General features: G+C 75.0%; 20 protein-coding genes and 2 pseudogenes. 10 read left to right on the top strand and 12 right to left on the bottom strand.

The window, feature by feature from the left end:
• The first annotated feature begins 404 nt into the window (after window positions 1-404).
• Window positions 405-1,523 carry a peptidoglycan recognition protein gene (locus tag ACFYUY_RS22465; RefSeq protein ID WP_387902855.1) on the top strand — a complete coding sequence of 373 codons (1,119 nt, stop codon included), beginning with the start codon at window positions 405-407 and terminating at the stop codon, window positions 1,521-1,523.
• Window positions 1,524-1,725: 202 nt separating this feature from the next.
• On the opposite strand, the gene ACFYUY_RS22460 is transcribed toward ACFYUY_RS22465, so the two are convergent.
• The 6 genes and pseudogenes from ACFYUY_RS22460 to ACFYUY_RS22435 all read right to left on the bottom strand — a co-directional run bounded on the left by ACFYUY_RS22460 (window position 1,726) and on the right by ACFYUY_RS22435 (window position 8,744).
• Window positions 1,726-2,277, bottom strand: a complete 552-nt coding sequence (locus ACFYUY_RS22460; protein WP_387903124.1) for a YbaK/EbsC family protein — start codon at window positions 2,275-2,277, stop codon at window positions 1,726-1,728.
• A gap of 95 nt (window positions 2,278-2,372) precedes the next feature.
• Window positions 2,373-3,422 (bottom strand): CU044_5270 family protein, encoded by a 1,050-nt coding sequence (locus tag ACFYUY_RS22455; RefSeq protein ID WP_387902852.1) that lies wholly within the window; start codon window positions 3,420-3,422, stop codon window positions 2,373-2,375.
• Complete coding sequence (locus tag ACFYUY_RS22450) at window positions 3,419-4,138, bottom strand: RNA polymerase sigma factor (RefSeq protein ID WP_387902850.1); 720 nt, start codon at window positions 4,136-4,138, stop codon at window positions 3,419-3,421. The genes ACFYUY_RS22455 and ACFYUY_RS22450 overlap by 4 nt, the downstream gene beginning before the upstream one ends.
• A 261-nt stretch (window positions 4,139-4,399) precedes the next feature.
• Complete coding sequence (locus tag ACFYUY_RS22445) at window positions 4,400-6,583, bottom strand: catalase (protein ID WP_360218730.1); 2,184 nt, start codon at window positions 6,581-6,583, stop codon at window positions 4,400-4,402.
• 142 nt (window positions 6,584-6,725) lie between these two features.
• Window positions 6,726-6,932 (bottom strand): annotated as a pseudogene (locus ACFYUY_RS22440) (glycoside hydrolase family 15 protein); the annotation flags it as partial.
• A gap of 24 nt (window positions 6,933-6,956) precedes the next feature.
• Entirely contained in the window at window positions 6,957-8,744 is a 1,788-nt protein-coding gene (locus ACFYUY_RS22435; protein WP_387902848.1) for a thiamine pyrophosphate-requiring protein, read from the bottom strand.
• Between the two features lie 193 nt (window positions 8,745-8,937).
• Between ACFYUY_RS22435 and ACFYUY_RS22430 the strand changes: the two genes are divergently transcribed.
• The 6 genes from ACFYUY_RS22430 (at window position 8,938) to ACFYUY_RS22405 (ending at window position 12,588) form a co-directional block, all read left to right on the top strand.
• Window positions 8,938-9,510: a hypothetical protein gene (locus ACFYUY_RS22430; protein ID WP_387902846.1), complete on the top strand. Its 573-nt coding sequence runs from the start codon at window positions 8,938-8,940 to the stop codon at window positions 9,508-9,510.
• A 183-nt stretch (window positions 9,511-9,693) separates the two neighbouring features.
• Window positions 9,694-10,614: an NADP-dependent oxidoreductase gene (locus ACFYUY_RS22425; RefSeq protein WP_387902843.1), complete on the top strand. Its 921-nt coding sequence runs from the start codon at window positions 9,694-9,696 to the stop codon at window positions 10,612-10,614.
• A gap of 124 nt (window positions 10,615-10,738) precedes the next feature.
• A complete protein-coding gene (locus ACFYUY_RS22420; RefSeq protein WP_360218739.1) occupies window positions 10,739-10,909 on the top strand; it encodes a hydrophobic protein in 171 nt (56 codons plus the stop codon).
• A gap of 252 nt (window positions 10,910-11,161) precedes the next feature.
• On the top strand, window positions 11,162-11,446 hold the full coding sequence (locus tag ACFYUY_RS22415; protein ID WP_360218742.1) for a hypothetical protein: 285 nt from the start codon (window positions 11,162-11,164) through the stop codon (window positions 11,444-11,446).
• Window positions 11,447-11,557: 111 nt separating this feature from the next.
• On the top strand, window positions 11,558-12,304 hold the full coding sequence (locus ACFYUY_RS22410; protein WP_387902840.1) for an SDR family NAD(P)-dependent oxidoreductase: 747 nt from the start codon (window positions 11,558-11,560) through the stop codon (window positions 12,302-12,304).
• Window positions 12,301-12,588 carry a hypothetical protein gene (locus ACFYUY_RS22405; protein WP_387902837.1) on the top strand — a complete coding sequence of 96 codons (288 nt, stop codon included), beginning with the start codon at window positions 12,301-12,303 and terminating at the stop codon, window positions 12,586-12,588. The genes ACFYUY_RS22410 and ACFYUY_RS22405 overlap by 4 nt, the downstream gene beginning before the upstream one ends.
• Before the next feature lie 84 nt (window positions 12,589-12,672).
• Here ACFYUY_RS22405 and ACFYUY_RS22400 read toward each other — a convergent pair whose 3' ends face one another.
• Complete coding sequence (locus tag ACFYUY_RS22400) at window positions 12,673-14,802, bottom strand: MMPL family transporter (protein ID WP_387902834.1); 2,130 nt, start codon at window positions 14,800-14,802, stop codon at window positions 12,673-12,675.
• Between the two features lie 62 nt (window positions 14,803-14,864).
• Between ACFYUY_RS22400 and ACFYUY_RS22395 the strand changes: the two genes are divergently transcribed.
• Entirely contained in the window at window positions 14,865-15,395 is a 531-nt protein-coding gene (locus tag ACFYUY_RS22395; RefSeq protein ID WP_360218754.1) for a MarR family winged helix-turn-helix transcriptional regulator, read from the top strand.
• A gap of 41 nt (window positions 15,396-15,436) precedes the next feature.
• On the opposite strand, the gene ACFYUY_RS22390 is transcribed toward ACFYUY_RS22395, so the two are convergent.
• Both ACFYUY_RS22390 and ACFYUY_RS22385 read right to left on the bottom strand, forming a co-directional pair.
• Window positions 15,437-15,967: a DUF6328 family protein gene (locus ACFYUY_RS22390; protein WP_387902831.1), complete on the bottom strand. Its 531-nt coding sequence runs from the start codon at window positions 15,965-15,967 to the stop codon at window positions 15,437-15,439.
• A gap of 79 nt (window positions 15,968-16,046) precedes the next feature.
• Window positions 16,047-16,391 (bottom strand): hypothetical protein, encoded by a 345-nt coding sequence (locus ACFYUY_RS22385; RefSeq protein WP_360218759.1) that lies wholly within the window; start codon window positions 16,389-16,391, stop codon window positions 16,047-16,049.
• A 149-nt stretch (window positions 16,392-16,540) separates the two neighbouring features.
• On the opposite strand from ACFYUY_RS22385, the gene ACFYUY_RS22380 reads away from it, so the two are divergent.
• Complete coding sequence (locus tag ACFYUY_RS22380; RefSeq protein WP_387902828.1) at window positions 16,541-17,758, top strand: YbdK family carboxylate-amine ligase; 1,218 nt, start codon at window positions 16,541-16,543, stop codon at window positions 17,756-17,758.
• Window positions 17,759-17,937: 179 nt separating this feature from the next.
• Here the strand turns inward: ACFYUY_RS22380 and ACFYUY_RS22375 are convergent, their stop codons facing one another.
• Together ACFYUY_RS22375 and ACFYUY_RS22370 are read right to left on the bottom strand one after the other, a co-directional pair.
• Window positions 17,938-18,099 (bottom strand): hypothetical protein, encoded by a 162-nt coding sequence (locus ACFYUY_RS22375; RefSeq protein WP_360218763.1) that lies wholly within the window; start codon window positions 18,097-18,099, stop codon window positions 17,938-17,940.
• Between the two features lie 556 nt (window positions 18,100-18,655).
• Complete coding sequence (locus tag ACFYUY_RS22370; RefSeq protein WP_387902827.1) at window positions 18,656-19,015, bottom strand: hypothetical protein; 360 nt, start codon at window positions 19,013-19,015, stop codon at window positions 18,656-18,658.
• Between the two features lie 432 nt (window positions 19,016-19,447).
• On the opposite strand from ACFYUY_RS22370, the pseudogene ACFYUY_RS22365 reads away from it, so the two are divergent.
• A pseudogene (locus ACFYUY_RS22365) lies at window positions 19,448-19,830 on the top strand (ornithine decarboxylase); the annotation flags it as partial.
• Between the two features lie 65 nt (window positions 19,831-19,895).
• Here the strand turns inward: ACFYUY_RS22365 and ACFYUY_RS22360 are convergent.
• The gene (locus ACFYUY_RS22360; RefSeq protein WP_387902824.1) at window positions 19,896-23,606 is read right to left on the bottom strand and encodes a hypothetical protein; all 3,711 of its coding nucleotides are present in this window, start codon (window positions 23,604-23,606) and stop codon (window positions 19,896-19,898) included.
• Window positions 23,607-23,780: the final 174 nt, after the last annotated feature.

The raw sequence follows: 23,780 nt of genomic DNA, 5'->3' as shown, positions 1-23,780 counted from the left end.
GTGCTCCCAGATGATCCGCAAAACGGATCTTCCGTCTACAGGGTCCCGCCACCCGCAGGGGACGAGCATCGCGGCAAGGGTCACCGCGACGGCCCAACGAAGTACGGCTAACGGGCGCATACCGCCCGGTGGGCCCGAGCCGGCGCTCACGCACGTGCGGCGGGCCCGCGACCCGCCCCGGCCGTCACCCGGACCGACCACCCTCCGCCGCCGCGCGGAGCCGCCCCGCGGAGCCGGTGCGCGACCGGTCCGGAGCCCGCCACCAGCGGGCGCCCACCGCCTGACCGGGTGAATCCGGTCGGGGATCTCCTCGGCCTCGTCCTCGCAGCCCGGAGGCCATCCGTCACGGTGCGCGACCGCCGGGCGGCATGCGGGGCCGCTGAATCATGGTGACCATCCGTTCCATGAGCCTTTCGATCCCGACAGCCGTCCTCGCCGGCTGCACCACCGCGCTGCTCTTCCAGCCCGTGGCAACCGCCGTGGACGGTTCGAGCAGCCCCTCCGCCTCGGTGCGCACCTCCGCCGGAGGCGGCTCCGTCACCTCGCTGGCCCTCGGTTCCGGCGGTGCCGTCGCGCCCCGGGCCACGCGTCCGTTCCAACTCCTCGGCGTCGTCTGGGACGGCGCCCCCGACGCCCTCGCCCAGGGATCCGTGCGGGTCCGCACCCGTGACCACGCCACCGGCCGGTGGAGCGACTGGCAGCAGCTGGAGGCCGATGCCACCGACGCCCCCGACGACGCGTCCCGCGGCGCCACCGCCCCGCTGTGGACCGGCCGCAGCGACGGCGTCGCGGTGGACGTGCGCCCAGGCCCCGCCGGTCTCCCCCGCGGACTGCGGGTCGAACTCGTCGACCCCGGGCGGGGGGCGACCACCCGGGAGAGCACGACCCTGCCCGAGCGTCCGGCCGGATCCACCAGCACCGCTCCGCGCCCCGGCATCGTCACCCGCGCCGGCTGGGGGGCCGACGAGTCCATCCGCGAGTCCGGATTCGTCTACACCGGCACCGTGAAGGTGACTTTCATCCACCACACGGCGACCTCGACCGACTACGCCTGCAGCGACGCCCCCGGGATCATCCGGTCGATCTACGCCTACCACGTCCAGAGCAACGGCTGGCGCGACATCGGCTACAACTTCCTGGTCGACCGCTGCGGCACCATCTACGAGGGCCGCGCCGGCGGCGTCGACCAGCCCGTCCTGGGCGCCCACACCCTCGGCTTCAACACCAACTCCTCGGGCATCGCCGCCATCGGCACCTACGGCTCGACCACGCCGCCGCAGGCCCTGCAGGACGGCCTGGCGAAGATCTCGGCCTGGAAGCTCGGCCTCACCGGCCAGACGGCGGGCGACACGAACCAGCTCACCTCCGGCTCCGACGCCAGCCTCTACCCCAAGGGCACCGTCGTCGACTTCAACACCGTCTCCGGCCACCGCGACGGCTTCGCCACCGAGTGCCCCGGCAACGCGCTCTACGCCAAGCTCCCCGACATCCGCAGCACCGCGCTGCACCTCCAGGGCGGCTGAGCCCCACCGGGCGCGCACATGACGGCGGGCCCCCGACCGCCCGTCAACCGCCGCTGCCAGCCCCCGCCCGCACCCGGAGACCCGGTGCGGGCGGGGGGCGCGGCCCCGACACCGGCGAGCAGCCGATCGGCAGTGAGCTGAGGCATCACGGGTGACTCTGCTGCGCCGGCAGGGGCCGGTCCGGCCCGGAAGCCGGGCCGGTTCAGCCGGCCAGGCCCTGGAGGACCTCGGCTTCCGGGAGCCGGGCCAGGGCGGTGCCGGGCAGGATGAGCTTGCCGCGGCGCCGTCCGCTGCCGACGAGGACGTGCGGGGCGGCGACGACCGCCGCGTCGATCAGCAGGGGCCAGTCGGCGGGGAGGCCGACGGGGGTGATGCCGCCGTACTCCATGCCCGTGGCGTCGACGGCGGTGTCCATCGGCGCGAAGGACGCCTTGCGCGCCCCGAGGTGCTTGCGGACGGCCTGGTTGACGTCGAGGCGGGTGGTGGCGAGCACGAGGCAGGCGGCCAGGGTGACGTCACCGCCGCGCTTGGCGGCGACCACGACGCAGTTCGCGGACAGCTCCGGCGGCACGTCGTAGGCCGCGCAGAAGACCGCGGTGTCGGCCTTGTCCGGGTCCGTGTCGACGTACAGGACGGATCGGGCGGCCTCGGTGTCGGCCCACTTCTCCAGTGCGCGGGCCACGGGGGCGGCGAGCTCCTCGCCGACGTCCAGGGCCGGGCGGACGAGGGGGAAGGTCCCGAAGGGCGGGGTCACGTCGTCGTCGCTCACGGGGCGACTGTAGCGAACCGCCGCCGCCGGGGCGGGGGACGGCCGGGCCCGGCGCCAGGGCCCGGCCGTCCCCCGGGGGTTCAGCCCTTCGGCCTGTCCCCCGCACGGTCGACGACGCCGCTCTCCAGGACGGCGGTGACGAAGGTGTACCCCTTGCCGTTCCCGGCGCCCGGGCCGGGGTTGCCGGTGGGCGGGAGGTCGCCCGGGCCGCCGGCGGGGAGGTCCGTCAGCAGCACCTCCCGCACCCCGAGGAAGGCGCCGGTCGCCGGGTCGAAGACCAGCGACACCCGCTGCGTGCCGTTCGTGCCGACCACCGCGACCCCGTGCCGCCCGGCGGCGTCCGCCTCGTCGGCGACCACGGCCGTGCCGGGCAGTTTCGCGGCCGCCGTCATCAGCGCTCCGGCGACGGCCGGCGGCGCCGTGACGTTCATGAAGATCTTCTGGACGTCGCCGAAGGCGAGCTGGCTGCTCAGCTTCGGCGTCACCGGCATCCCCACGACCGACTTGGAGCGGTCGGCGGAGATCAGCTGCTGCAGCAGCCGGTCCGGGTCGGTGGGCAGCCCCGCGACGAACTCGTAGGTCGGCGAGGAGAAGTCCGCGTGCTGCGGGGCGCCGTGGCCCGCGCCGATGGTGGCGGGCCAGCTGATCCGACCGTTCGCGTCCGCGCCGGACATCGTCGGGTCCGCGATCATGCCGGCGGATCGGCCGTCGACCGGGAACCACATCGAGCGTTCGTGCCGGGACTCCAGGTCGCCGTCCTCGATCATGCGCTGGTAGGTGAAGCGGTGGTTGCCGGCGTCCGGGGTCGGACGGCCCGCGGCGGCCTTGGCCGCCCGGGACAGCAGAGCGGCGGCGTCCGTCGCCGCGGGCGCCGGTGTGGCCGGGGCGGAGGTGGCCGAGGTGGTGGGCGGCGCCGTGGTGGGGGCGGCCGGGGCGGCACCGCCGTCCCGGCCCGACGGCACGGCCAGGGTCACCGCCGCCAGCGCGCCGACCGCCAGCGGCGACGCGACCAGCCAGACCAGCCTGCGCCGCGGGCGCGGCGCCTTCTCCCCCAGGGCGATCTCACTCATCAGGTGTTCCTTCAGCAACCGTTGGCGGTCGGCGGGGAGGAGCTCGGGCGTGTTGGTCATCGGACGTCCCCCTGCATCGACCGGGCGGCCTCGTGGCCGCCACCCCGTACCTGTCCGGCCACGGGCGCGAGTTCCCGACTTTCCTGACTTTCCTGACTCTCCCGGCTTTCCCGGCTTTCCCGGCTTTCGGAGGATTCCCGAGCTTCCCGGCGTTCCCGGTGTTCCCGGCCGTTCCGAAGCTCCTGCTCGGCGAGCGAGCGCAGCCGGGTGCGGGCGCGGGACAGTCGGGAGCGGACGGTGCCGACCGGGACGCCGAGGGCCTCGGCGGCCGAGGCGTAGTCCAGCCCCACCCAGACGCAGAGCCGGAAGACCTCGCGCTCCGCCCGGCGCAGGCCGGGCAACGCCCTTCGCACCGCGGCCAGTTGAGCACCGTCGTCGAGCCGCGCCACCAACTCCTCGGCGAAGTCCGGCGCGGCCTCCCGCTCGCCGAGCCGCGCCATCGCCGCCCGGTGCCGACGGGTCGCCCGCGCGGTGTTGCGCAGCACGTTGGTGGCGATCCCGAACACCCAGGGCCGGAGGTCGCCGTCCCCCTCGTGCAGCTTTCCGCGCAGGCGCCAGGCGTCGAGGAAGGTCAGCGACACCACCTCCTCGGCGGCCGCCCAGTCCCCCAGGGTCCGCAGCGCGTAGCCGTACACCGCCTGGGCGTTGGCGTCGTAGAGCTCCCCGAGGGCGTGCTCGTCCCCGGCGCGCAGCCGCGCCCGTTGTGACAGTTCCATGCCCACCCCTGTCCGCTCACCCCGCCCGGTTCCCTGTGAACCGCGTCACTGCGGCGGCGGAACCGGCATTCTCCATGATCGTCCGGACGCTGGGGCCACCCGCGCCCCCGGCGGAGTGCGACAGAGGAGTCCGGCGGATCGACGGTCCTGCGGCAGACCACCGCCCGCCGGAACGGAAGGCACTGCGCGCGGCCCCGCACCGCACGGACGACCGGATGGCGTGCGGGAGGCAGCAGGGCCGGCGCGGAGCGGACGGCGACGTCAGCGGTCCGGGAACCGGTGCCGGCCGACCAGCGCGACGAACTCGTCCCAGAACGCGGCGTCGGCCTGCGCGTCGCTCCCGCGGACCGCGATGCCTGCCACCGCTTCCGGGCGGCCGCTGCCGGCGGCCTCGCCCAGGGCGGTGCCGGATCCGAGGACGGCCATCGGCTTGCCGTGGCGCAGGGCCTCGGTGACGAACCGTACGGCGTCGGGATCGTCGGCGAGCGCGTCCGTGCCGTCGGGCACGACCACGGCGTCGTAGAGCACGGAGGCGGTGGTCGGCATCGCCCGGTCGACCGCGACGTCGACGGTGTCGCGGCCGGTCACGGTTCCGCCGTGCGGGGCGAGGGTCTCGGCCGTGGCGCCCTCGGCCTGCAGCCGGGCCCGCGCAGCCTGCACCTGGGCGGTGTCCACACCGTCCGTCACCAGGACGGCGACCTTGCGGGTGCCGACGCCCTCGCCGCGCTGGTTCTCCAGGCTCAGCGCGGGCGAGACCCGCACCCCGGCCCCGCGGCCGCCGCCCTCGCCCCCGTCGCCCGCGCCGTCCACGGGCGACGGTTCGGGCACGGGCTCGCCGATGCGCCGGGCGACCTCGGCGGCCAGCTCCTGGTCCACCCGGGTCAGGTTCGCCAGCATCCGGCGCCGCACCGCCCGGTCGCCGACCTTGCCGAGCTCGAAGGAGAACGCCGCGGTGATGTGCTCCTGCTCCCAGCCGGCCATGCTGCGCCAGAACAGCGCGGCCTGGCTGTAGTGGTCGGCGAAGCTCGGGCTGCGGCGGCGGATCGCGGCGCCGTCGACGCGCTCCTGGTAGTGCTCGAACACCCCGTCCGGCAGGCGGCCACCGCCCAGGCCGAACGGGCAGCCGCCGCCCACCGAGTTCGGCGCGTAGCTCGTACCGGAGTGGACGGTGTGCTGGCCGTGGCCGTCGCGGTGGTTGGTGCGCACCTCGGCGAGCGGCCGGTTGACGGGCAGCTGGGCGAAGTTGGGGCCGCCCAGGCGGATCAGCTGGGTGTCCAGGTAGGAGAAGTTGCGGCCCTGCAGGAGCGGGTCGTTGGTGAAGTCGATGCCCGGCACGATGTTGGCGGTGTGGAAGGCGACCTGCTCGGTCTCCGCGAAGAAGTTCTCCGGGTTGCGGTCCAGCACCATCCGCCCCACCGGCCGCACCGGCACGAGTTCCTCGGGGACGAGCTTGGTCGGGTCCAGCAGGTCGAAGGGGAAGGAGGACTCGTCGGCCTCGGGGACCAGCTGCACGCCCAGTTCCCACTCCGGGAAGTCACCGGCCCCGATCGCCTCCCACAGGTCGCGGCGGTGGAAGTCCGGGTCGCGGCCCGCGGTGATCTGGGCCTCGTCCCAGACCTGGGAACAGGTGCCGAGCTTCGGCTTCCAGTGGAACTTGACGAAGGTGCCCCGGCCCTCGGCGTCCACCAGGCGGAAGGTGTGCACGCCGAATCCCTGCATCATCCGGTAGCTGCGCGGGATCGCCCGGTCCGACATCACCCACATCAGCATGTGGGTGGACTCGGGTTGCAGGGAGCAGAAGTCCCAGAAGGTGTCGTGCGCGGAACCTCCGGTGGGGATCTCGTTGTGGGGCTCCATCTTCACCGCGTGGACGAAGTCGGGGAACTTGATCGCGTCCTGGATGAAGAACACGGGCATGTTGTTGCCGACCAGGTCGTAGTTGCCGTGCCGGGTGTAGAACTTCGTGGCGAAGCCACGTACGTCGCGCACCGTGTCGGCGGAGCCGCGCGGGCCCTGGACGGTCGAGAAGCGGACGAAGACGGGCGTGCGCCGGCCGGCCTCCTGGAGGAAGTCGGCGCAGGTGAACTCGGCCAGTGACGCGTACGGCTCGAAGAATCCGTAGGCGCCGGCGCCCCGGGCGTGCACCACCCGCTCGGGGATGCGCTCGTGGTCGAAGTGGGTGAGCTTCTCGCGCAGCTGGAAGTCCTCCAGCAGGGTGGGGCCCCGCTCGCCGACGGTCAGGGAGTTGTCGGTGTCGTCGACGCGCACGCCCTGGTCGGTGGTGAGCGGCCCGTCCTGATCGGGGGCCCTGGCGGCGTCGAGCGCGGTGTCCTTGGCGTCGCGCCCGTGGTGGGCGGGCGGGCCGGGGTTGGCGCCCGGGTCCGGGGCGCCGGTGACCGGGGGCGTGTGGGGGCGGCCTTCGGGCGGGCCGGGGTTGGCGGTCATGCCGTGTGCTCCTTCCAGCGACGGTCGACGGGGCGGAGGCCGGTCTGCGGGCGCCCGCCGACGGTCGGCTGCCCGGCCCCGCGGCGCCCAAACAGGACGAAGCCGTACAGATCTCGCGACGGCGTCCGTCCCGGCGGCGCCGTCAAGGTTCCGCGGGGCCGGACGCGAGCCGGGCGGCGGTTTCGAGCATCACGGCGTGGACGAACGCCTGGGGGAGGTTTCCGCGGAGCTGGCGCTGGGCGACGTCGAACTCCTCGGCGTACAGGCCCGGTGGCCCGCACGCGGCGCGGTTGCGTTCGAACCAGCGCGCGGCCTCCACGTCGTCGTGCTGCTGGTGCTCGGCCAGGGCCGTCTTCCGGCTCTCCCCCATCGGTCACTTCCCTCCGCTGCCGGGCAGGAACTCCTGGATCTTGGCCTTCACTCCCTGCCGGACGACGGCCCCGCGGTCGCTGTCGCCCTTGAGCACCGACCGGGCGGCGGCCTTGATCTGGTCCCAGGAGGCGTGCGGCGGGATCGGCGGCACGGCCGGGTCGGTGCGGAAGTCGATGACGAACGGCCGGTCCGCCGCCAGTGCCTGACGCCACACCACCTCCACGTCCTCGGGCCGCTCCACCCGGGCCCCGTACAGGCCGAACAGCTGGGCGACGTCGGCGTACCGGACGTCGGGCAGGCTCTGCGAGGCCTCGAACTGCGGGGCGCCCTGCATCGCCCGCATCTCCCAGGTGACCTGGTTCAGGTCGTGGTTGTTCAGCACCGCCACCACCAGGCGCGGATCCGACCACTCCCGGTAGTACTTCGCGGCGGTGATCAGCTCCGCGAGGCCGTTCATCTGCATCGCGCCGTCGCCGACGATCGCGATCGCCGGGCGGTCCGGGTGGGCGAACTTCGCGCCGATCGCGTACGGCACCCCCGGCCCCATGGTCGCGAGCGTGCCGGACAACGAACCGCGTGCACCGCCGCGGAAGCGCAGGTGGCGGGCGTACCAGTTGGCCGCCGACCCGGAGTCGGCGGCGACGATCGCGTTGTCGGGCAGCAGTGCGTCCAGGGCGTGGACCACGTACTCGGGGTTGACCGGATCGGCGCTCACCTCGGCGCGCCGCTCCATCACCTCCCACCACCGGGCGGCGTTGTCCTCGACCGTCTTGCGCCAGGTGCGGTCCTCCTTGGGCTCCAGCAGCGGGACGAGCCGGCGCAGCGCCTCACCCGCGTCGCCCACCAGGTTGACCTCGAAGGGGTAGCGCAGCCCGACCATGGACGGATCGAGGTCGATCTGCACGGCGCGGGCCCGGCCGAATTCGGGCAGGAACTGGGTGTAGGGGAAGCTGGAGCCCACCACGAGCAGGGTGTCGCAGTCGCGCATCATCTCGTAGGACGCCCGGGTGCCGAGCAGGCCGATCGAGCCGGTCACGTACGGCAGGGTGTCCGGGAGGGCGTCCTTGCCGAGCAGGGCCTTCGCGACGCCGGCGCCCAGCAGGTCGGCGACCTGCTCGACCTCGGCGCGGGCACCGCGGGCGCCCTGCCCGATCAGCATGGCGACCTTCTCACCCGCGTTGAGCACCGCCGCGGCCCTCGCGAGGTCCTCCTCGGCCGGGACCGGGGCGTAGTGCGGCACACCGAGGCTGGAGGGAACCTGCTTGAACGCGTGCGCCGGCGGCTCGTAGTCGAGTTCCTGCACGTCCGCCGGGATGATCAGCGCGGTGACCGTGCGCCGCGTGGTGGCGATCCTCATGGCGCGGTCCAGCACGTTCGGCAGCTGCGCCGGGACGGTGACCATCTCGCAGAACTCCGAGGCCACGTCCTTGTACAGGGAGAGCAGGTCGACCTCCTGCTGGTAGGAGCCGCCCATGGCACTGCGGTCGGTCTGACCGACGATCGCCACCACCGGCACGTGGTCCAGCTTCGCGTCGTACAGACCGTTGAGCAGATGGATCGCCCCGGGCCCGGAGGTGGCCGCGCACACGCCGGTACGGCCGGAGAACTTCGCGTACCCGACGGCCGCGAAGGCTGCCATCTCCTCGTGCCGGGCCTGGACGAACCGCGGCCGGTCCTCGGCACGGCCCCACGCGGCGAGCAGCCCGTTGATGCCGTCGCCGGGGTAGGCGAAGACGTGCTCGACCTCCCAGTCGCGAAGCCGCTCCAGCACGTAGTCGGAAACCTTCATCACCGCACTCCTCCACACCGGGTACGGGGCCGCCGGACGTTCACGGGCCCGCAGCACGGCTAACCGCTCCGGTCGTGCTGAAACCGCCGCCGGGCACACCGGCCGGTGCCGGCCCGGATCCGGGTGGCCGTCGCCGCACGGAGCGCCACCGACGGGCAGCCGTTCCGCACCGGGCCCCGGGCCGGCCGGTGTGATGCCGCCGGAGAGGCGGACCACCGCGGACGGCGTCGAGCTGTGCTTCGCCACGCACGTCCTCGCCCCGTGGATCCTCACCGCCGTGCTCGCGCCCCTGCTGTGGCGGTCCGCGCCGAGCCGCGTCGTCAACGTCACCTCCGGCGGCCAGTACGGCCAGCGGATCCCCGCGGGCGACCTCGAGTCCCGGCAGACCCCGTACGGGCCGAAGAAGGTTTACGCCCGCACCAAGCGCCAGGAGCTGGTGATCACCGAGGAGTGGGCGCGCCGGCTCGACGGCACCGGAGTCCACGTCCACGCGATGCACCCCGGGTGGGCGGACACCGAGGGCGTGCGGCAGTGGCTGCCCGTCTTCCGCGCGCTGACCCGCCCGGTCATCCGCACCCCGGAACAGGGCGCGGACACCGTGGTCTGGCTCGGCGCGGCCCCCGAAGCCGTGCGGTGCACCGGCTTGTTCTGGCACGACCGCCGGCCCCGGCCCACCACCCACACCCTCGGCGCCGCGGCGGACAGCCCCGCCACCCGCCGGGAACTGTGGACCCACCTCACCGCCCTCACCGGCATCGACGCGTAGGCGCGCCGGCAGGGCGGTGCGGGCCGGCACGGGCCCGGCCGGGTGCGGGCCGGACGGCCGTCACTCCGACGGGTCGGTGCGGGGGCCGAGCGCCGGCCCCCGGCATAGCGTGGCCGGCAGTGCCCGTCCGGTCCGTCCGGTGCAGGGCGCGCGACGTCGACGGTGGCTCCCCGGAGGTGGCTCATGCGCGCGGTGACCTACGACTCGTACGCCGGGGACAACTCCCGGCTTCAGTACGGCGAGGTGCCCGACCCGAAGGTGGGGCCCGGCCAGGTGCTGATCCAGGTCCGCGCGGCGGCCGTCAACCCGGTGGACTGGAAGGTCATGGCGGGCGGCCTGGACGGCATGATGGACACGGTCTTCCCGGTCGTCCCCGGCTGGGACGTGGCCGGCGTGGTCACCGCCGTCGGCCCCGACACGCCCGAGTTCACGCCCGGCGACGAGGTGATGGCCTACGCCCGCAAGGACGTGGTGCAGGCCGGAACGTTCGCCGAGTACGTCACGGTCGCCGCCCCCGCGGTGGCCCGCAAACCCGCCTCGCTCGACTGGGCGCAGGCCGCCGGACTCCCCCTGGCCGGCCTGACCGCACTGCGCAGCCTGAACCGGCTCGCGGTCGGCCCCGGCGACCTGCTGCTGGTGCACGGCGCCGCGGGCGGCGTCGGCAGCCTCGCCGTCCAGCTCGGCCGCGACCGCGGGGCCCGGGTGATCGGCACCGCGTCGGAGCGCAACCACGCGTTCGTCCGCGAGCTGGGCGGCGAACCGGTGAGCTACGGGGACGGCCTCGTCGAGCGGGTGCGCGCGCTCGCGCCCGACGGGGTGTCGGGGGTCGCGGACTTCGTCGGTGGCCAGCTGGAGACGACACTCGCCGTGCTCGCCGACGGCGGGCGCCACGTCTCCGTGGCCGATCCGCGGGTGGAGCAGCACGGCGGCCACTGGATCTGGGTGCGCCCGGACGGCGCCGAGCTGGCCGAGCTGGCGGCCGCCGCCGACCGGGGCGCGCTGACCGTCGAGGTCGCCGGCACCTTCCCGTTGGAACGTACGGCCGAGGCCTTCGACGCCAGTCGGACCGGCCACACCCGCGGAAAGCTGGTCATCGTGCCCTGACCCTCCGCACCCCGCGGCCCGCCCGCACGGCGGACCCGGCGGCACGAGAACGGGCTGGCATGACCCGGCGAAACCGGGGCAGCAGCAGACCCGTACCCGTCGCCGTACGTGAGGAGTCCGCACCGTGCTCGCTCTGGTCCTGGTCCTGCTGCTCGCCGTCCTCCTGTTCGGACTCGGCTTCGCCGTCAAAGTGCTCTGGTGGATCGCACTCGCTGTCCTCGTCATCTGGCTCCTCGGCTTCATCGCCCGTGGCAACACCGCCGCCGGGAGCCGCGGACGCTGGTACCGCTGGTAGCCGCTGACGCGACGAGGGGGCCGCCGACCCGGTGGGGGTCGGCGGCCCCCTCACGTGCGGGATCCAGACGGACCACGTGCCGAGCGGGTACCCGCCCGCGGTGCGCGCGAGCGTCTGTCGCGTGCGGTCGGTCCCCGCGACGAGCCCCCCACCCGCCGATCCGATGCGGCAACGCTGCGACTGCCGCTTCGCGCGTGCCGCTCGCAGGCTGGAGGAACAGGAACGATCACGGCACGGACCACCGGAGAGACCATGAACATCGTCCGTCGGCTCCACGAAGCCGGAATCACCAGCGAACACGCCTACACGGCGGCCTTCGGATCCGTCGGCCTGTCCCTGCTCAGCTGGCTCGCGTCGATGAAGGCCGAACAGGCCGGCGTCGAACGGGCCGACCGGTGGGGCATCTTCGTCGGCGAATGGGCACCCACGTTCTTCGGGCTCGGCCTGGCCCTCGCCGGGTACGAGAGGGAAGCCCGGGGCCAGGTGAGGAGTCCTCGCGGCGCCTGGCCGGACCACCCGGGCGAGAACGCCGGGTGACCTGATCATCGTGCCGCCCGGCGGTCGCTGCGGCCGGCCCGCGGAGCCGGCTCCCTGCCTCCGCCGCTGCTGCGCAGCGCCGCCGGACGCGCTCTGCCAGGGGAGAAGACGATGGTGGACATCAAGGGGCTGCGCCTGCTGGTGGTCGGGGCCACCGGGGTGATCGGCGGTGAGGTGGCGGCGGCCGCAGCCGCCCGTGGGGCCCGGGTGGCGGTGGCCGGCCGGGACCGTGAGCGCCTGGCCCGCGCGGCCGACCGCGCGGGCGCCGCGCCGGGGCAGCTGTTCGACGCCTACGACCTGGAGTCCTGCCGGGCGCTCGCGGCACGGGCGGCCGAAGGATCCGGCGGCCTGGACGCGGTGCTCCTCGCCTTCGGGGCGATCGCGTTCGGCCGCACCGGACAGGTGCCGCTCGCGGTCCAGGAGCACCTGATGACGGTGAACGCCCTTGCCCCCATGGCCGTCCTCGAAGGAGCTCTTCCCGTCGTCGGGCCGGGCGGTGCGCTCGCTGCGGTCACCGGCGCCGTCGTCGACCGCCCCTTCCCGCTGACCTCCGCGTACCGGGCGTCCAAGACCGCGCTGTCGGCATGGCTCGAGTCGGTCCGGGCGGAGTGCCGCCGGGAGCGGATCACCGTTCTCGACGCCCGCCTGCCGCATCTGGACACCGGATTCGCGCGACGCGCCGTCAGCGGGGTGCCGCCGCCCCTGCCGCCCGGTGCGGACCTGGACACCTGGGTGTCGGCGCTGCTGGACGCCCTGCTCCACGGGGCCTTCGTCCTCGGGGCCGACGCCGCGGACGGCCGTCCCACGGTCCTGCCGGCGACCTCGGGGGTCGCGCACCCCGTCGGGGGCGTCCGATGAGTTCCGCCCGTGCCCGGCGGCAGGGCTCCGCCGATCTGGTGGAGCTGATCCGCCGCGCGGTGGCCGCGGGGGACGGCGCCTTGGTCGAGGTGCTGCTGACGGTCCTGGAGGTGGTCGCCGACGGGGCCATGCTGCAGCGGCTGACCGAGGCGATGAGCCCGGCCACCCCGAGGGCTCGCCCGGCGCGGGGTGCCGCCCGCGCGGTCGGGGCGCGGGCCGCACGCGTCGCGAAGCCGCGGCCCGGCCGACCGCCCGGAGCGCCTTCGCGCGGGCGCCGGCCGTGAGGCGCCAACCCCACGACCCCGACGGCGCGTCAGGACGCGCGCGGCTCCCGGGACGCGCCGTCTGGGCACGCCCCGGCGCGTGGTTCACGCGGAGCGGCTCCGGACGTCGGGCCCTGCTCCTTCGGGCCGGCCGGGCCACCAGAAGCGGCGGCCGGTCAGCAGGACCAGCGCGGGGACGAGGACGGTGCGCACCAGCAGGGTGTCCAGGAGCACGCCGATGCCGACGATGACGCCGATCTGGGTGAGGGTGATCAGCGGCAGGACCCCGAGGACGGCGAACACGGCGGCGAGCAGGATGCCGGCGCTGGTGATCACCCCGCCGGTGGAGGCGAGGGCGCGCAGCACGGCGGTACGGGTGTCGTGGCCCGCGACGGTGTCCTCGCGGGTGCGGGCGATGAGGAAGATGTTGTAGTCGACGCCGAGGGCGACGAGGAACAGGAAGGACAGCAGGGGGACGTTGGTGTCCAGGGCCGGGAAGTCGTACACGGTGCGGAAGATCGTCCAACTCGCGCCCAGCGCCGCGAAGTAGGACGCGACGACGGTGGCGACCAGCAGCAGCGGGGCCACCAGCGCGCGGAGCAGGGCGATGAGGACGACCAGGACGATCGCGAGGACCAACGGGACGACGACGCGGGTGTCGTGGGCGTTGGCCCGGGCGGTGTCGTAGGCCTCGGCGGTGGCGCCGCCGACGAGCGCGTCGGCGCCGGGCACCTCGGCGACGGTGCGGCGCAGCTGTTCGACGGCGTGGTCGGAGGCGGCGGTGCCGGGGGCGGCGTCGAGGACGACGTCGGCGCGCGCCCAGTGCTCGGTGCGGCCGGCCGGGGTGACGGCGGCGACGCCGGGCACCTGCCGCGCGGCGGTGGCGACCTGGTCGGCCGCGGTGGTGGTGGACAGGAGGGTGAGGGGGTCGGCGGTGCCGGCGGGCTGGACGGCGGCCAGCGTGCGCTGTCCGAGGACGGCCTCCGGGGTCCTGCGGAAGGAGTCGGCCTGGGCCAGTCCGGTGGTGATGCCGAGCGCGCCGGAGGCGAGGAGCAGCAGGACGGCGGTGCCGCCGACGGCGACCCGGCCGGGGCGCCCGGCGACGGTCCGCCCGATGCGCGACCACGGTCCGCGCCGGTCGGCGGTGACCGGGTCACCGACCTGGGGCACGAGCGGCCAGAAGATCCGGCGTCCGGGCAGGACCAGGGCCGCGGGCAGGACGACCAGGCCGAAGAGCATCGCGGTGAGGATGCCGACGGCGCCGGCGAAGCCGAGTCCGCGGTTGCCGGTGAGTTCGGCGGCGAGCAGCGTGAGCAGGCTCAGGACGACGGTGGTTCCGCTGGCCAGCACGGCCGGGGCGGTGCCGCGCCAGGCACGGGCCATCGCGGTGAACCGGTCGTCCGTGAGGTGGAGCTCGTCGCGGTAGCGGGAGACCAGCAGGAGGGCGTAGTCGGTGCCGGCGCCGAAGACCAGCACGGACAGGATCCCGGCGGCGGAGGCGTCGACCTGGACGCCGGCGTGCGGGGCGAGGACGCCGACGAGGATGCCGGCCACGCGGTCGCCGGCACCGACCACGAGGAGCGGGACGAGCCACAGGATCGGGCTGCGGTAGGTGAGCAGGAGGAGCACGGTGACCACCGAGGCGGTGGCGATCAGGAGGTCGGTGTCGGCGCCGGCGAAGACCTTGCCGATGTCCGCGCGGAACGCGGGTCCTCCGGTGACCTCCGCGCGTAGGGGCGCGGGCAGGTCCTGCGTGGCGGTGCTGCGGATCCGGTCGATCGCGGCGGTGTTGGCGGCGTCCCCGGCGGCGGTGGGCAGCAGCACGGCGACGGTGGCGACCTTGCCGTCGACGAGTCGGGGCGTCGCGGCCTCCGGGGCGAGGCCCAGGGTGCCCAGCGGCGTGGCGCGTCGGTCGATCACGGCTCGCTGGGCGTCGGTCAGGGGGCTGCCGTCGGTGGTGCTGAAGACCACGATCGCCGGGGCGGCGGCACCGGAGGGGAAGCCCTTGAGGATCTCGGCGACCCGGGCGGACTGCGAGGAGGCGGGCAGGCCCGTCCCGGTCGCCTTGGTGGTGGTGGCGTCTCGGGGGCCGAGCGCGAACGCGGCGCCGAGCCCGACGAGTGTGAGGAGGAGGATCAGCCAGGCGGTTGCCCGCGGCCTCCGGAGCGGACGGCCGGTCGGAGCCGGGCGATCGGTGGACGGCGGCCCGGCGTGCCGGGTCAGGGAAGGGGACACGGGAACGCACCCTCGAAGTCGTTAAGTAACTTAGCGATCCTTACCGTGTCAGACTGATGCGCATGGCGCAACACCAGCCCTTCGGAGCCGCACCGGATTCGGATTCCGGCCTGCGCGGAACCGCACGCCCGCACGGTGCCCCGCCCGGCGACGACCTCTCCCGGGCGCTGCGCGACGTGCTCACCCTGACCCAGCTCGCCCGCGCGGTCCTGGCCGAGCGCCTCGGCATGCCGCTCACCAACGTCGAGGCGGTCGAGCACGTGGTCATGGCCAGGGGCGCGGACGAGCCGATCGGCCCGGTCGAGCTGTCCCGCCGCCTCGGCGTCACCAGCGCCGCCGGGACGCAGTCCGTCAACCGGCTCGTCGCCGAGGGGCACATGACCCGCGGCCCCCACCCGAGCGACCGCCGCCGCCAGGTCCTGGACGTCACCGACAGCGGCCTCACCCACGTGATGGGCGAACTCGCCCCGCTGCTGGGCCTCCTCCACGAGGCGTCCACGGACCTCACCGAGGACGAGCGCGCGGCCGCCAAGCGCTACCTCGACAACGTGTCCGCGGCCTACCGCAGCTACCTGGCCCAGGACGCCGGGTAGCAGCACGGGGCACCCGTCCTGCGGCGGTGTCCGGCAGGCTGTCACCGAGGGTCGCCGCCCACCTCTCCGCGGCCGCGCGCGGCCGCCTGGCGGGCGGCCGTACGCCGCAGCACCACCTGCGGCAGGACGAGCCACGTGGTGGTGAACCACAGCAGCACGGCGGCGCTGATGATCCACGAAGCGGTCGGGTTGCCCGTCGCGGTGCGCAGCAGGAGCAGGAGCGCGGCGGCGATGGTCAGAGCCAGGGTGACGAGTCCGGTGGCGATGAGACGGCCCGCCACGTGGATGAGTTCGGGCTTCATGTCGTGGCCGGCGAAGAGGCGGTGGAAGGCCACCGGGGCGACGAGGGCGCCGGTGGCGACCGCGCCCAGGACCACGGTGGCGGTGTAGAGGTTCGTGTCGAAGGCGGGCAGGGCGGCGAAGCGCGGGGTGAAGGCGACGCCGATCAGGAAGCCGAAGAGGATCTGCGCGCCGGTCTGGCACACGCGCACTTCCTGGAGCATGTCGGTCCACAGGCGGTCGGCGCGCTCCTGGGGCGTCTCGTCCCGGCCGGGGCCACCGTCGTCGTTCATCACGGATCCTCCCGGCTACGGGCGGCGGGCCGGCTGTCGGGGCTGGGCACGGAGTGATACCCCCCGGGGTCGGTCGGGATCAGGGGCGTTCTTCGTGGTGGCCGCACAGCCAGGCCAGCGCCTGGTAGGCGCCCAGGGTGCATGCGGTGTCCGCACCGGTCCTCACGGCTTCCCGCAGACGGAGGGCGACGGCCTGGCACTCGGCCAGCAGCTGCGCCCGGCACGGCCCGGTCGCCCCGAGCGCCGTGGCGGCGGTGGCCGGCGCCGCGACCTGGGCCCCCACGGCCCAGCGGTAGGCGCCGAGGACGCCGTGCTCGAAACCGGACCAGGGCTGCGGTGAGCCGTTGGCGGCCTCGATCGCTTCGAACACCTCGTCCAGCGGGCGGACCCCGACGACCGGGGCCGCCGTCTCGTCACTGGTCATGCCCGCAACCTACGCCGCGGCGCCCGCCCGCGCCGCCGGACGCGGGCGAACGGCGCAGCGACGACGCCCCGGCCGGGCTCCGGCGGTTTCCGCTCGCCCCCGCAGGACATACGCGGGGGCGACAGCCCCTGTCCCGGGAGCGCAGCTTCATGACGCACACCTGCTCCGCCCACGGCACGGCCCGGTCGGACGGCGCCGCGGCCCCCGTCCTCAAGTTCGGCGTCGAGGAGGAGTTCCTGCTGGTCGACCCGGCCACCCGGACCACCTCACCCCGCGCGCACCTCGTGGTGCCCCACGCCGCCCGGACGCTCGGCGCCCGGGCCCAGCACGAGTTCCTGGCCACGCAGGTCGAGGCGTGCACCCGGCCCGTCACCAGCGCCGCCGGTCTCCTCGCGGAGCTGGTCGCCGCACGCCGGGCCATGGGGGCGGCGGCCGAGTACGCCGGGTGCCGCCTGGTGGCCACCGGCACCCCCGTCCTACCCAGCCGCCACCCGCTGTCGGTCACTCCCACCGACCGCTACCAGCGCGTCGCCCTCCACGTGAACCGGGCCGCGGACCAACGGGGCGGCGAGATCTGCGGCTGCCACGTCCACCTCGGCGACCTGGACCGCACCGAGGCCCTGGCGATCAGCGCGCACCTGAGACCCTGGCTGCCCGTCCTTCAGGCGCTCAGCGTCAACTCGCCGTTCTGCGAAGGCCGGGACAACGGCGCCGCGAGCGCCCGCGCCGGCCGCTACCTGGCCTGGCCGACCTGCGGACCCGCACCCGCCCTCGACCCGGACGGCTACGAGCGCACGGTGGAGCGACTGCTCGCGCGGCGCGTCATCCTCGACCGCAGAATGCTGTACTGGTACGCCCGGCCCTCCGAACACCTGCCCACCCTGGAGGTACGGATCGCCGACACGAACGCCGACGTGACGACCCCCCTCCTGCTCGCCGTCCTGCTCCGCGCCCTCGCCCGCACGTTCCTGTCCGCGCACCGGCACGGCGAACCTCCGCCGCGGATGCCCGGCGCGGTCCTGCGCGAGGCCCACCGGCAGGCCGCGCTCGGCGGGCTCACCGGCACCGGCACGCACCCGTCCACCGGATGCCGCCTGCCGATGCCCGTGCTCGTCGGCGACCTGCTGGACCTGGCCACACCCGCCCTGGCCGGCTCGGGCGACCTCGAACTCGCCCGCCCGCTCGTCCACGCGCGCCTGACCGCCGGCACGGGCGCCGACCGGCAGCGCGCCGTCTTCGCCCGCCGTCGCGCGCTGACCGACGTCGTCGACGACCTCGCCCAGCGCACCGCCGACCCGGGTACCGTCGCGGCTCCCCCTGTCGCCACCGGTACCGGCCGCCCCGGCAGCAAGGCGGTCATCGTCTGAGCGGGGACGACGGTGGCCGTCGCACCGGGCAGCCTCCGCGAGCGCGGACCGACCCGCTGCCCGGGCCGCCCGTCCCGCGGGTCGCCCGGCATCGATCAGCGCGCGGGACGCCGCCCCGGCTGCCCCACCGTTCCACCGCCCTACCACCGGCCGGGGCCGGCCGGACGGTCATCGCACAGTCACCGGGCAGAGCGCCCGCGCGAGGCCGCGAAGCCGAGGTAGACCACGCCGGCCACGAACACCGCGATGCCGATGAACAGCAGGTACAGCGCTCCGTGGACGACGACACCTACCAGCCCGAGGACGACGGCGATCAAGGTCAACGCCAGGAACACGCTCATGGTGGGGCTCCCTTCCCTCGACTCGGCCGGCCCTGTGGTGCGCGGCCACCGGCGGTGCCGGCGGCTGCGTCCGCCCTCCACCGCACCGCCGGGCCCACGCGTGTACCCGTGTTCCGCGACCCGACGCACGCCGTGGTCGAGGTGCGGCCGGTCAGCGTCGCCACGTACGGCACCGACGGCGTGACCTCGGCGCCGGAGGCCGAACGGGACCCAGCGGTTTGCCGCTCCGACTGCCGGGCACGCGCCGAGCAGCGGACTCGTGCTCGCCTCGTACCGAAGGGAGGCCGGCGTCGTGAGACTCGCAACCATCGCGCTCAGGCCGTTCGGGCTCGTCCCGGGCCCGTGGAGCGCCGTGCTGGCCACGTGGGCCCTGCGCCGGCTGCGGCGACGGCTCTCGGGCGGCCCGGTAGGACGCCGTACCGCCGGCGCCGGGCGCCGGCAGCGCCGGACACCGGCGGCAACCGCCCGGAGGTGACGTCCGCCCGCACGCGGTCGGCCTCAGCGCGCCCACGTTCGGAGCTCCATGCCTCGCCGCAGAGCCGAGCCGGCGGGCCCCTCAGGTCGTCTCGCGGCGCTGCTTCATCTCGGCCTCCGCGATGTGGTCGCGGTCCCCCGCGAGGGCTTCGCGGACCTGCTGCTCGACCTCGAGGAACCGCTGGTGGTAGCCGTCGTCGTAGGCTTCCACGATCTCGAACGTCCACATCCCCGGCAGGACGTCGGCGCCCCGCACCTCGCGTTCGACCAGGTCGGCCTCCGTGCCGTGGCCGGCCTGCCGCAGGAGCCGGACCGTCTCTCCGACCGCCTTGTCCGCGCCGCCGGTCAGCTGGTGGAAGTCGTACAGGCGCCCGCGTGCCCGCTCCGTCGTCTCCAGTGCCTCGGACAGCAGCCCCAGGGCCGCCACCGTCGCGTCGTCCATCCCCGGCGGCCGCGAGTGCCGCCTCGGGCCACGTGTCCTCCGCCTGCCGGCCATCACCCACCGCACTCCTCTCCCCGCTGCTGCCGCCCGCTGAGGCGTCTTTCCCCCCGGCCCGCGGGAACACCCGGACACAGCGGCGGATCCTCGTGCGTGAACGCGCCCCCGCCCTCACCGGCATCGACGCAGGTGGGAGCGGTACGGCAGCGGGCACCGCGCTGCGGCGCCGGGGCGCCTCGGCCGACGGTCCGCCCGAACACGTCCGACGAGCCCGAGCCGGAGCCCGGTTCCTGAGCCCGCGGGCTCGGCAGGCAGGAGACGGCGAGGGCCGCCGCTACCGCCGTTTCCTGCTCGGGCCGCCGGGCAGACGCGGCCGGCACGGACCAGTCCCAGGCACCGGCACTCGAAGCCCTCGCGGCCTTCCACGCCGACCCGCTGACGGTGTTCACCCCACCGGGCCACAAGCAGGGCCGGGGCAGCGATCCCCGCGTCCTGCGGACGCTCGGCGCGGACGTCTTCCGCGCAGACGTGCTGGCCACCGGCGGACTGGACGACCGAACCGACTCCCGCGGCATCCTCCGGCACGCGCAGGAGCTGATGGCGGAGGCCGTCGGCGCCGACCACACGTTCTTCTCCACCTGCGGCAGCTCCCTGTCCGTCAAGGCCGCGATGCTGGCCGTCGCCGGACCGCACGAGAAGCTGCTGGTAGGCCGGGACGCGCAAAGGCGGTGATCGCGGGCCTCATCCTGGCCGGCATCCGGCCGGTCCGGGTCGAACAGCAGTGGGACACCCCTGACCACGTCGAGGTCGTACCCGCCCGCGCCCCTGGGATCTCCGAGGCCGCTCCGGACTGTCCACTCCGGCCACGGCGGGACCCGATGAATCAGCACGTGCTGGTGTACGGCAGGGAGGCCACCAGGTGCGCCCACTGCTGGTCGTCCAGGGGGCCGGAGGTCGCGCAGACCTGCGCAGCGACCTGCTCGGCGTCGAGGCTCCACAGACCTACCGCGCCGCCGTCGGTGGTGGCGGCGAGGGTGCGGCCGTCCGGGCTGAAGGCGGTGACCGTGAGTGGCCCGGTGCTGGTGGTGAGGGGATCGCCGATCGGGGTGGGCCGGGTCCGGTCGCTGATGTCCCAGCGGAGGAGGGCGCCGGTCGCGGCGTGCAGGGTGGCCGCCAGGGTGCGGCCGTCGGGGCTGAATGCGACGGCCCAGACGGGTCCGGTCGTGGTGAGGGGGCTGGCGAGCGGGACCGGGTGGTCGGGGTCGGCGGTGTTCCAGAGGGTGACGACACCTTGGCTGCTGCCTACGGCGAGGGTGCGGCCGTCGGGGCTGAAGCTCGCCCACAGCGCCGATCCGGCGGGCTGTTGGAGGGGCTGCCCGAGGCGGACGGACTCGCTGTCGCGGACCCGCCACAGCCCGATCTGGCTGCTGCTGCTGTCGCCGCCCGTGGCCAGGGTGTGTCCGTCGGAGGCGAACGCGACGGTGAAGACGCTCCGGGTGCCGTCGGTGGTGATACCGCCGGAGGAGATGGGCTTGCGGGGGTCGGACAGGTTCCAGAGGCTGACGCCGGTGAGCGAGGTGCCGTTGGCCGCGACCGCGAGGGTGTGGCCGTCAGGGGTGAAGGCGAGCGACATCGCTCGTCCGCCGGGGTTGGACAACGGGGTTCCGATCGCGGTGGGCCCGGCTTCGTCGGACATGTCCCAGAGGTGTACCGTGCCGTCGCCGTCGCCGGCGGCCAGGAGGCGCCCGTCGGGGCTGAACGCCAGCGAGTCCACGGCCGAGGTGGTACCGGTCAGCGGCTTGCCGTGCGGAGCCGGGCGTTCCCGGTCGGCCAGGCTCCAGAGGTTGACGGTCCCGCTCTGGCTGCCCACCGCGAGCAGTCGGCCGTCGGGGCTGAACGCCGCGGCGTTGACGTTGCCGCCCGCACCGGCCAGCAGGGTCGGCGGGAGGTGCCACAGGTCGACCGCGCCGTCGATGTTGCCGGCCGCCAGGGTGTGTCCGTCCGGACTGAATGCGAGCGAGAGGACGGCGCCGCCGGGGCCGGCCAGCGGCTGTCCGAGCGGGAGAGCCCGCTTGGGCGCGGCCACGTTCCACCGGTAGACGGCGTGGTCGGCGCTCGCGGCGGCCAGGGTGCGCCCGTCGCGGCTGAACGCGACCGCCAGGACCGCGTTCGCCGGGCCGGTCAGGGGTGCGCCGATCTGCGCGGCTCGGCCGGGGTCCGTGACGTCCCAGAGCCGGACGGCGGCGTCCGTGCCGCCGATGGCGAGGGTGCGCCCGTCCGGGCTGAACGCCACGGTGGTCGCCGCGGACTCCGGGCCGGCCAGGGGAACGCCGACCGGTGCGGGTCGGCCGGGATCGGCGACGTTCCAGAGCCGGACCTGTCCGCCGGAGTCCGCCGCGGCCAGCACGCGCCCGTCCGGACCGAACGCCACGGACCGGACCGGATGCTCCGGGCCGGACAGGGGGGTCCCCACCGGCTCGGGTCGGCCGGGGCCGGTGAGGTTCCAGAGCCGGACCTGTCCGCCGGAGTCCGCCGCGGCCAGCACGCGCCCGTCCGGACTGAACGCCACCGACTCGACGGCCCCCCAGGGCAGTTGCTGGACCGTGCCGAGGGCATGGGGGTGCGCGGCGTTGCTCACGTCCCACAGGTCGAGGACGCCCTCGCCGGTGATGCCGTCGCGTGTGTGGTCGCCGCTGTGGCCGCCGACGGCGAGGGTGCGGCCGTCGGGGCTGAAGGCCACCGATCGGATCGAGTCCACGCCGGGATCCTCGGGCAGCGGCTCCCCCAGTTGCACGGCCCGGCCCGGGTCGGTGACGTCCCACAGCCGCACCGTCGGCTCCGTGAGGTTCCCGGCCGCCATCGTCCGGCCGTCCGGGCTGTAGGCGACCGTCTTGACGGAGTCCCTCGCCCCGGGCGCCCGTGCCCTGGTGGACGTCGGCGTGTTCTGCGTGCTCAGCAGCCTCGACGCGCTCTGCGCCGTGGGGAAGAGCCGGTAGGCGGTGAGTGCGAGTCGCGAGGACTGTGCGGTGTCGGTGGCGGCGTACTGGAGGGTCTCGGCGGCCAGTTGGGCTTCGACAGCCCGGTTCCGCTCGCTGAGGGCGCGGGCGGCGGCCGCTCGGGCGCCGGCGTCCTGCCGGATGGCGACGACGGCTGCTGTGGAGGCGAGGACGGCCAGTGCGGTGATCACGGCCACCGCGGCGTGCCGCACGGTTCGGGCGCGGCGCTCCTGCCGCCGGGCCGTGTTCAGGTAGGCGAGCGCGCCCGGGCTCAGCTCGTTCGGGTGTGCGGTCGACCAGGTGCCGGCCGCCTCCAGCCGGGTGCCCCGGAGCAGAGCCGCGCGTTCCCGTCCCTCACGCGCCCAGGCGGCGGCGGACTCCTCCAGGTCCTGGCGGACCAGTGCGCCCGCCCGGTCGTCCTCGATCCATTGGCGCAGGGTCGGCCAGGCCCGCATCAGGGCCTCGTGGGTCAGGACGACGTAGTCCCGGTCCTGGGTCAGCAGCCTGGCGTTGGTGAAGAGTTCGATGACCTCGGCGCCGGCTTCGGGGTCCGGGAGGACGTCCAGCAGGTCCTGGTAGCGCATCCTCCGCCGGGCGTCATCGGCGTCCATCCGGACGATGACCAACTGCCGGAACACCAGGCGGGCGATGTCCCGCGCCTTCGGCGACAGCCCCAGGTAGTGTGCGTCGGCGGTGTCGCGGATGGCTCCGGTGATCCCTCCGGTGCGCCGGTAGCCGCCGATCGTCAGCACGTCCCCGTCGCGGGCGAACCAGGTGGCCCAGAGCGCGTGGGCGAGCAGCGGCAGTCGGCTGGTCCGGGCCGCGGTGTTCCAGGTGCTGTTCGGGTCGCGCGGGGCCGCTGCGCCGTCGAGTTCGGCGAGGATGACGTCGACGAGGCCGTCCTCGACGGCGAGCCCGACGTCCGCGGCGGGTCTGCGGATGGCCTCGGCCAGTTCGTCCGTCGTCATGGGGTCCAGCAGGACGGGGTCGGCGCGCAGAGCGGTGCGTAGCTGCCGGTGGTCGGTGCAGGCCGCGAAGAAGTCCGCCCGTACGGCCAGCAGCACCAGGACCCGGGGCCGGCCGGCGGCGGGCCGGGACAGCAGGTCCAGCACGTCGATGAACCACTGGCGTTCCGGGTAGTCCGCGCCCAGGGTGAACAGCTCCTCCAGCTGGTCCACCACGACCACGAGGCCGCCCGGCGCCGTCGGACCGGTCGAGCCGGCGCGCGCGGTGAACTCGCGGGCGCACCGCTCGGCGTCGCCGCGCCAGTCGGCTGCCTCCGACCGGGCCTCCTCCGGGTCCAGCCCGGCGGCGGCGGCCAGGGCGAGCGCGGGGGACGCGGTCGGCGTCAGCGTGGCGTGCGCCCAGTCGCGTGACCCGGTACGGGCGAGCCGGCCGGCCGCCAGCGCGGGCAGGACGCCGGCGGCGAGCAGGGAGGACTTGCCCGCGCCCGACGGGCCGATCACGACGAGCGGGCCGGTGGCGGTGCCGGTCCGGGCCTCCAGCCGGGCGCAGACGGCTTCCACCGCGTGGGCCCGGCCGTGGAACCACCGTGCGTCCTGCTCGCCGAACGGCGCCAGGCCCGGGTAGGGGCACACGGGTGAGTCCCGGCCCGTCCGGAACGCAGGACGGGCCCCCGTGCCGAAGTGTTGAACGACGATGTCGTGGCCTGCGAGGTAGCCGTCGCGTCCGTGCGTGACCTCCAGGTGCAGGCCGGCCGGCGGTGTGGCAGGCCCTTCCCCGCCGTCGGCCGCGGGGCCGCCGGGCGGGGG

This window comes from Kitasatospora sp. NPDC004745, assembly GCF_042873275.1.
In the GTDB taxonomy this organism is placed as follows: Bacteria; Actinomycetota; Actinomycetes; order Streptomycetales; family Streptomycetaceae; genus Kitasatospora.
Note: the sequence above shows the minus strand (reverse complement) of the source record. Positions and strands in the feature narration are given on the sequence as shown.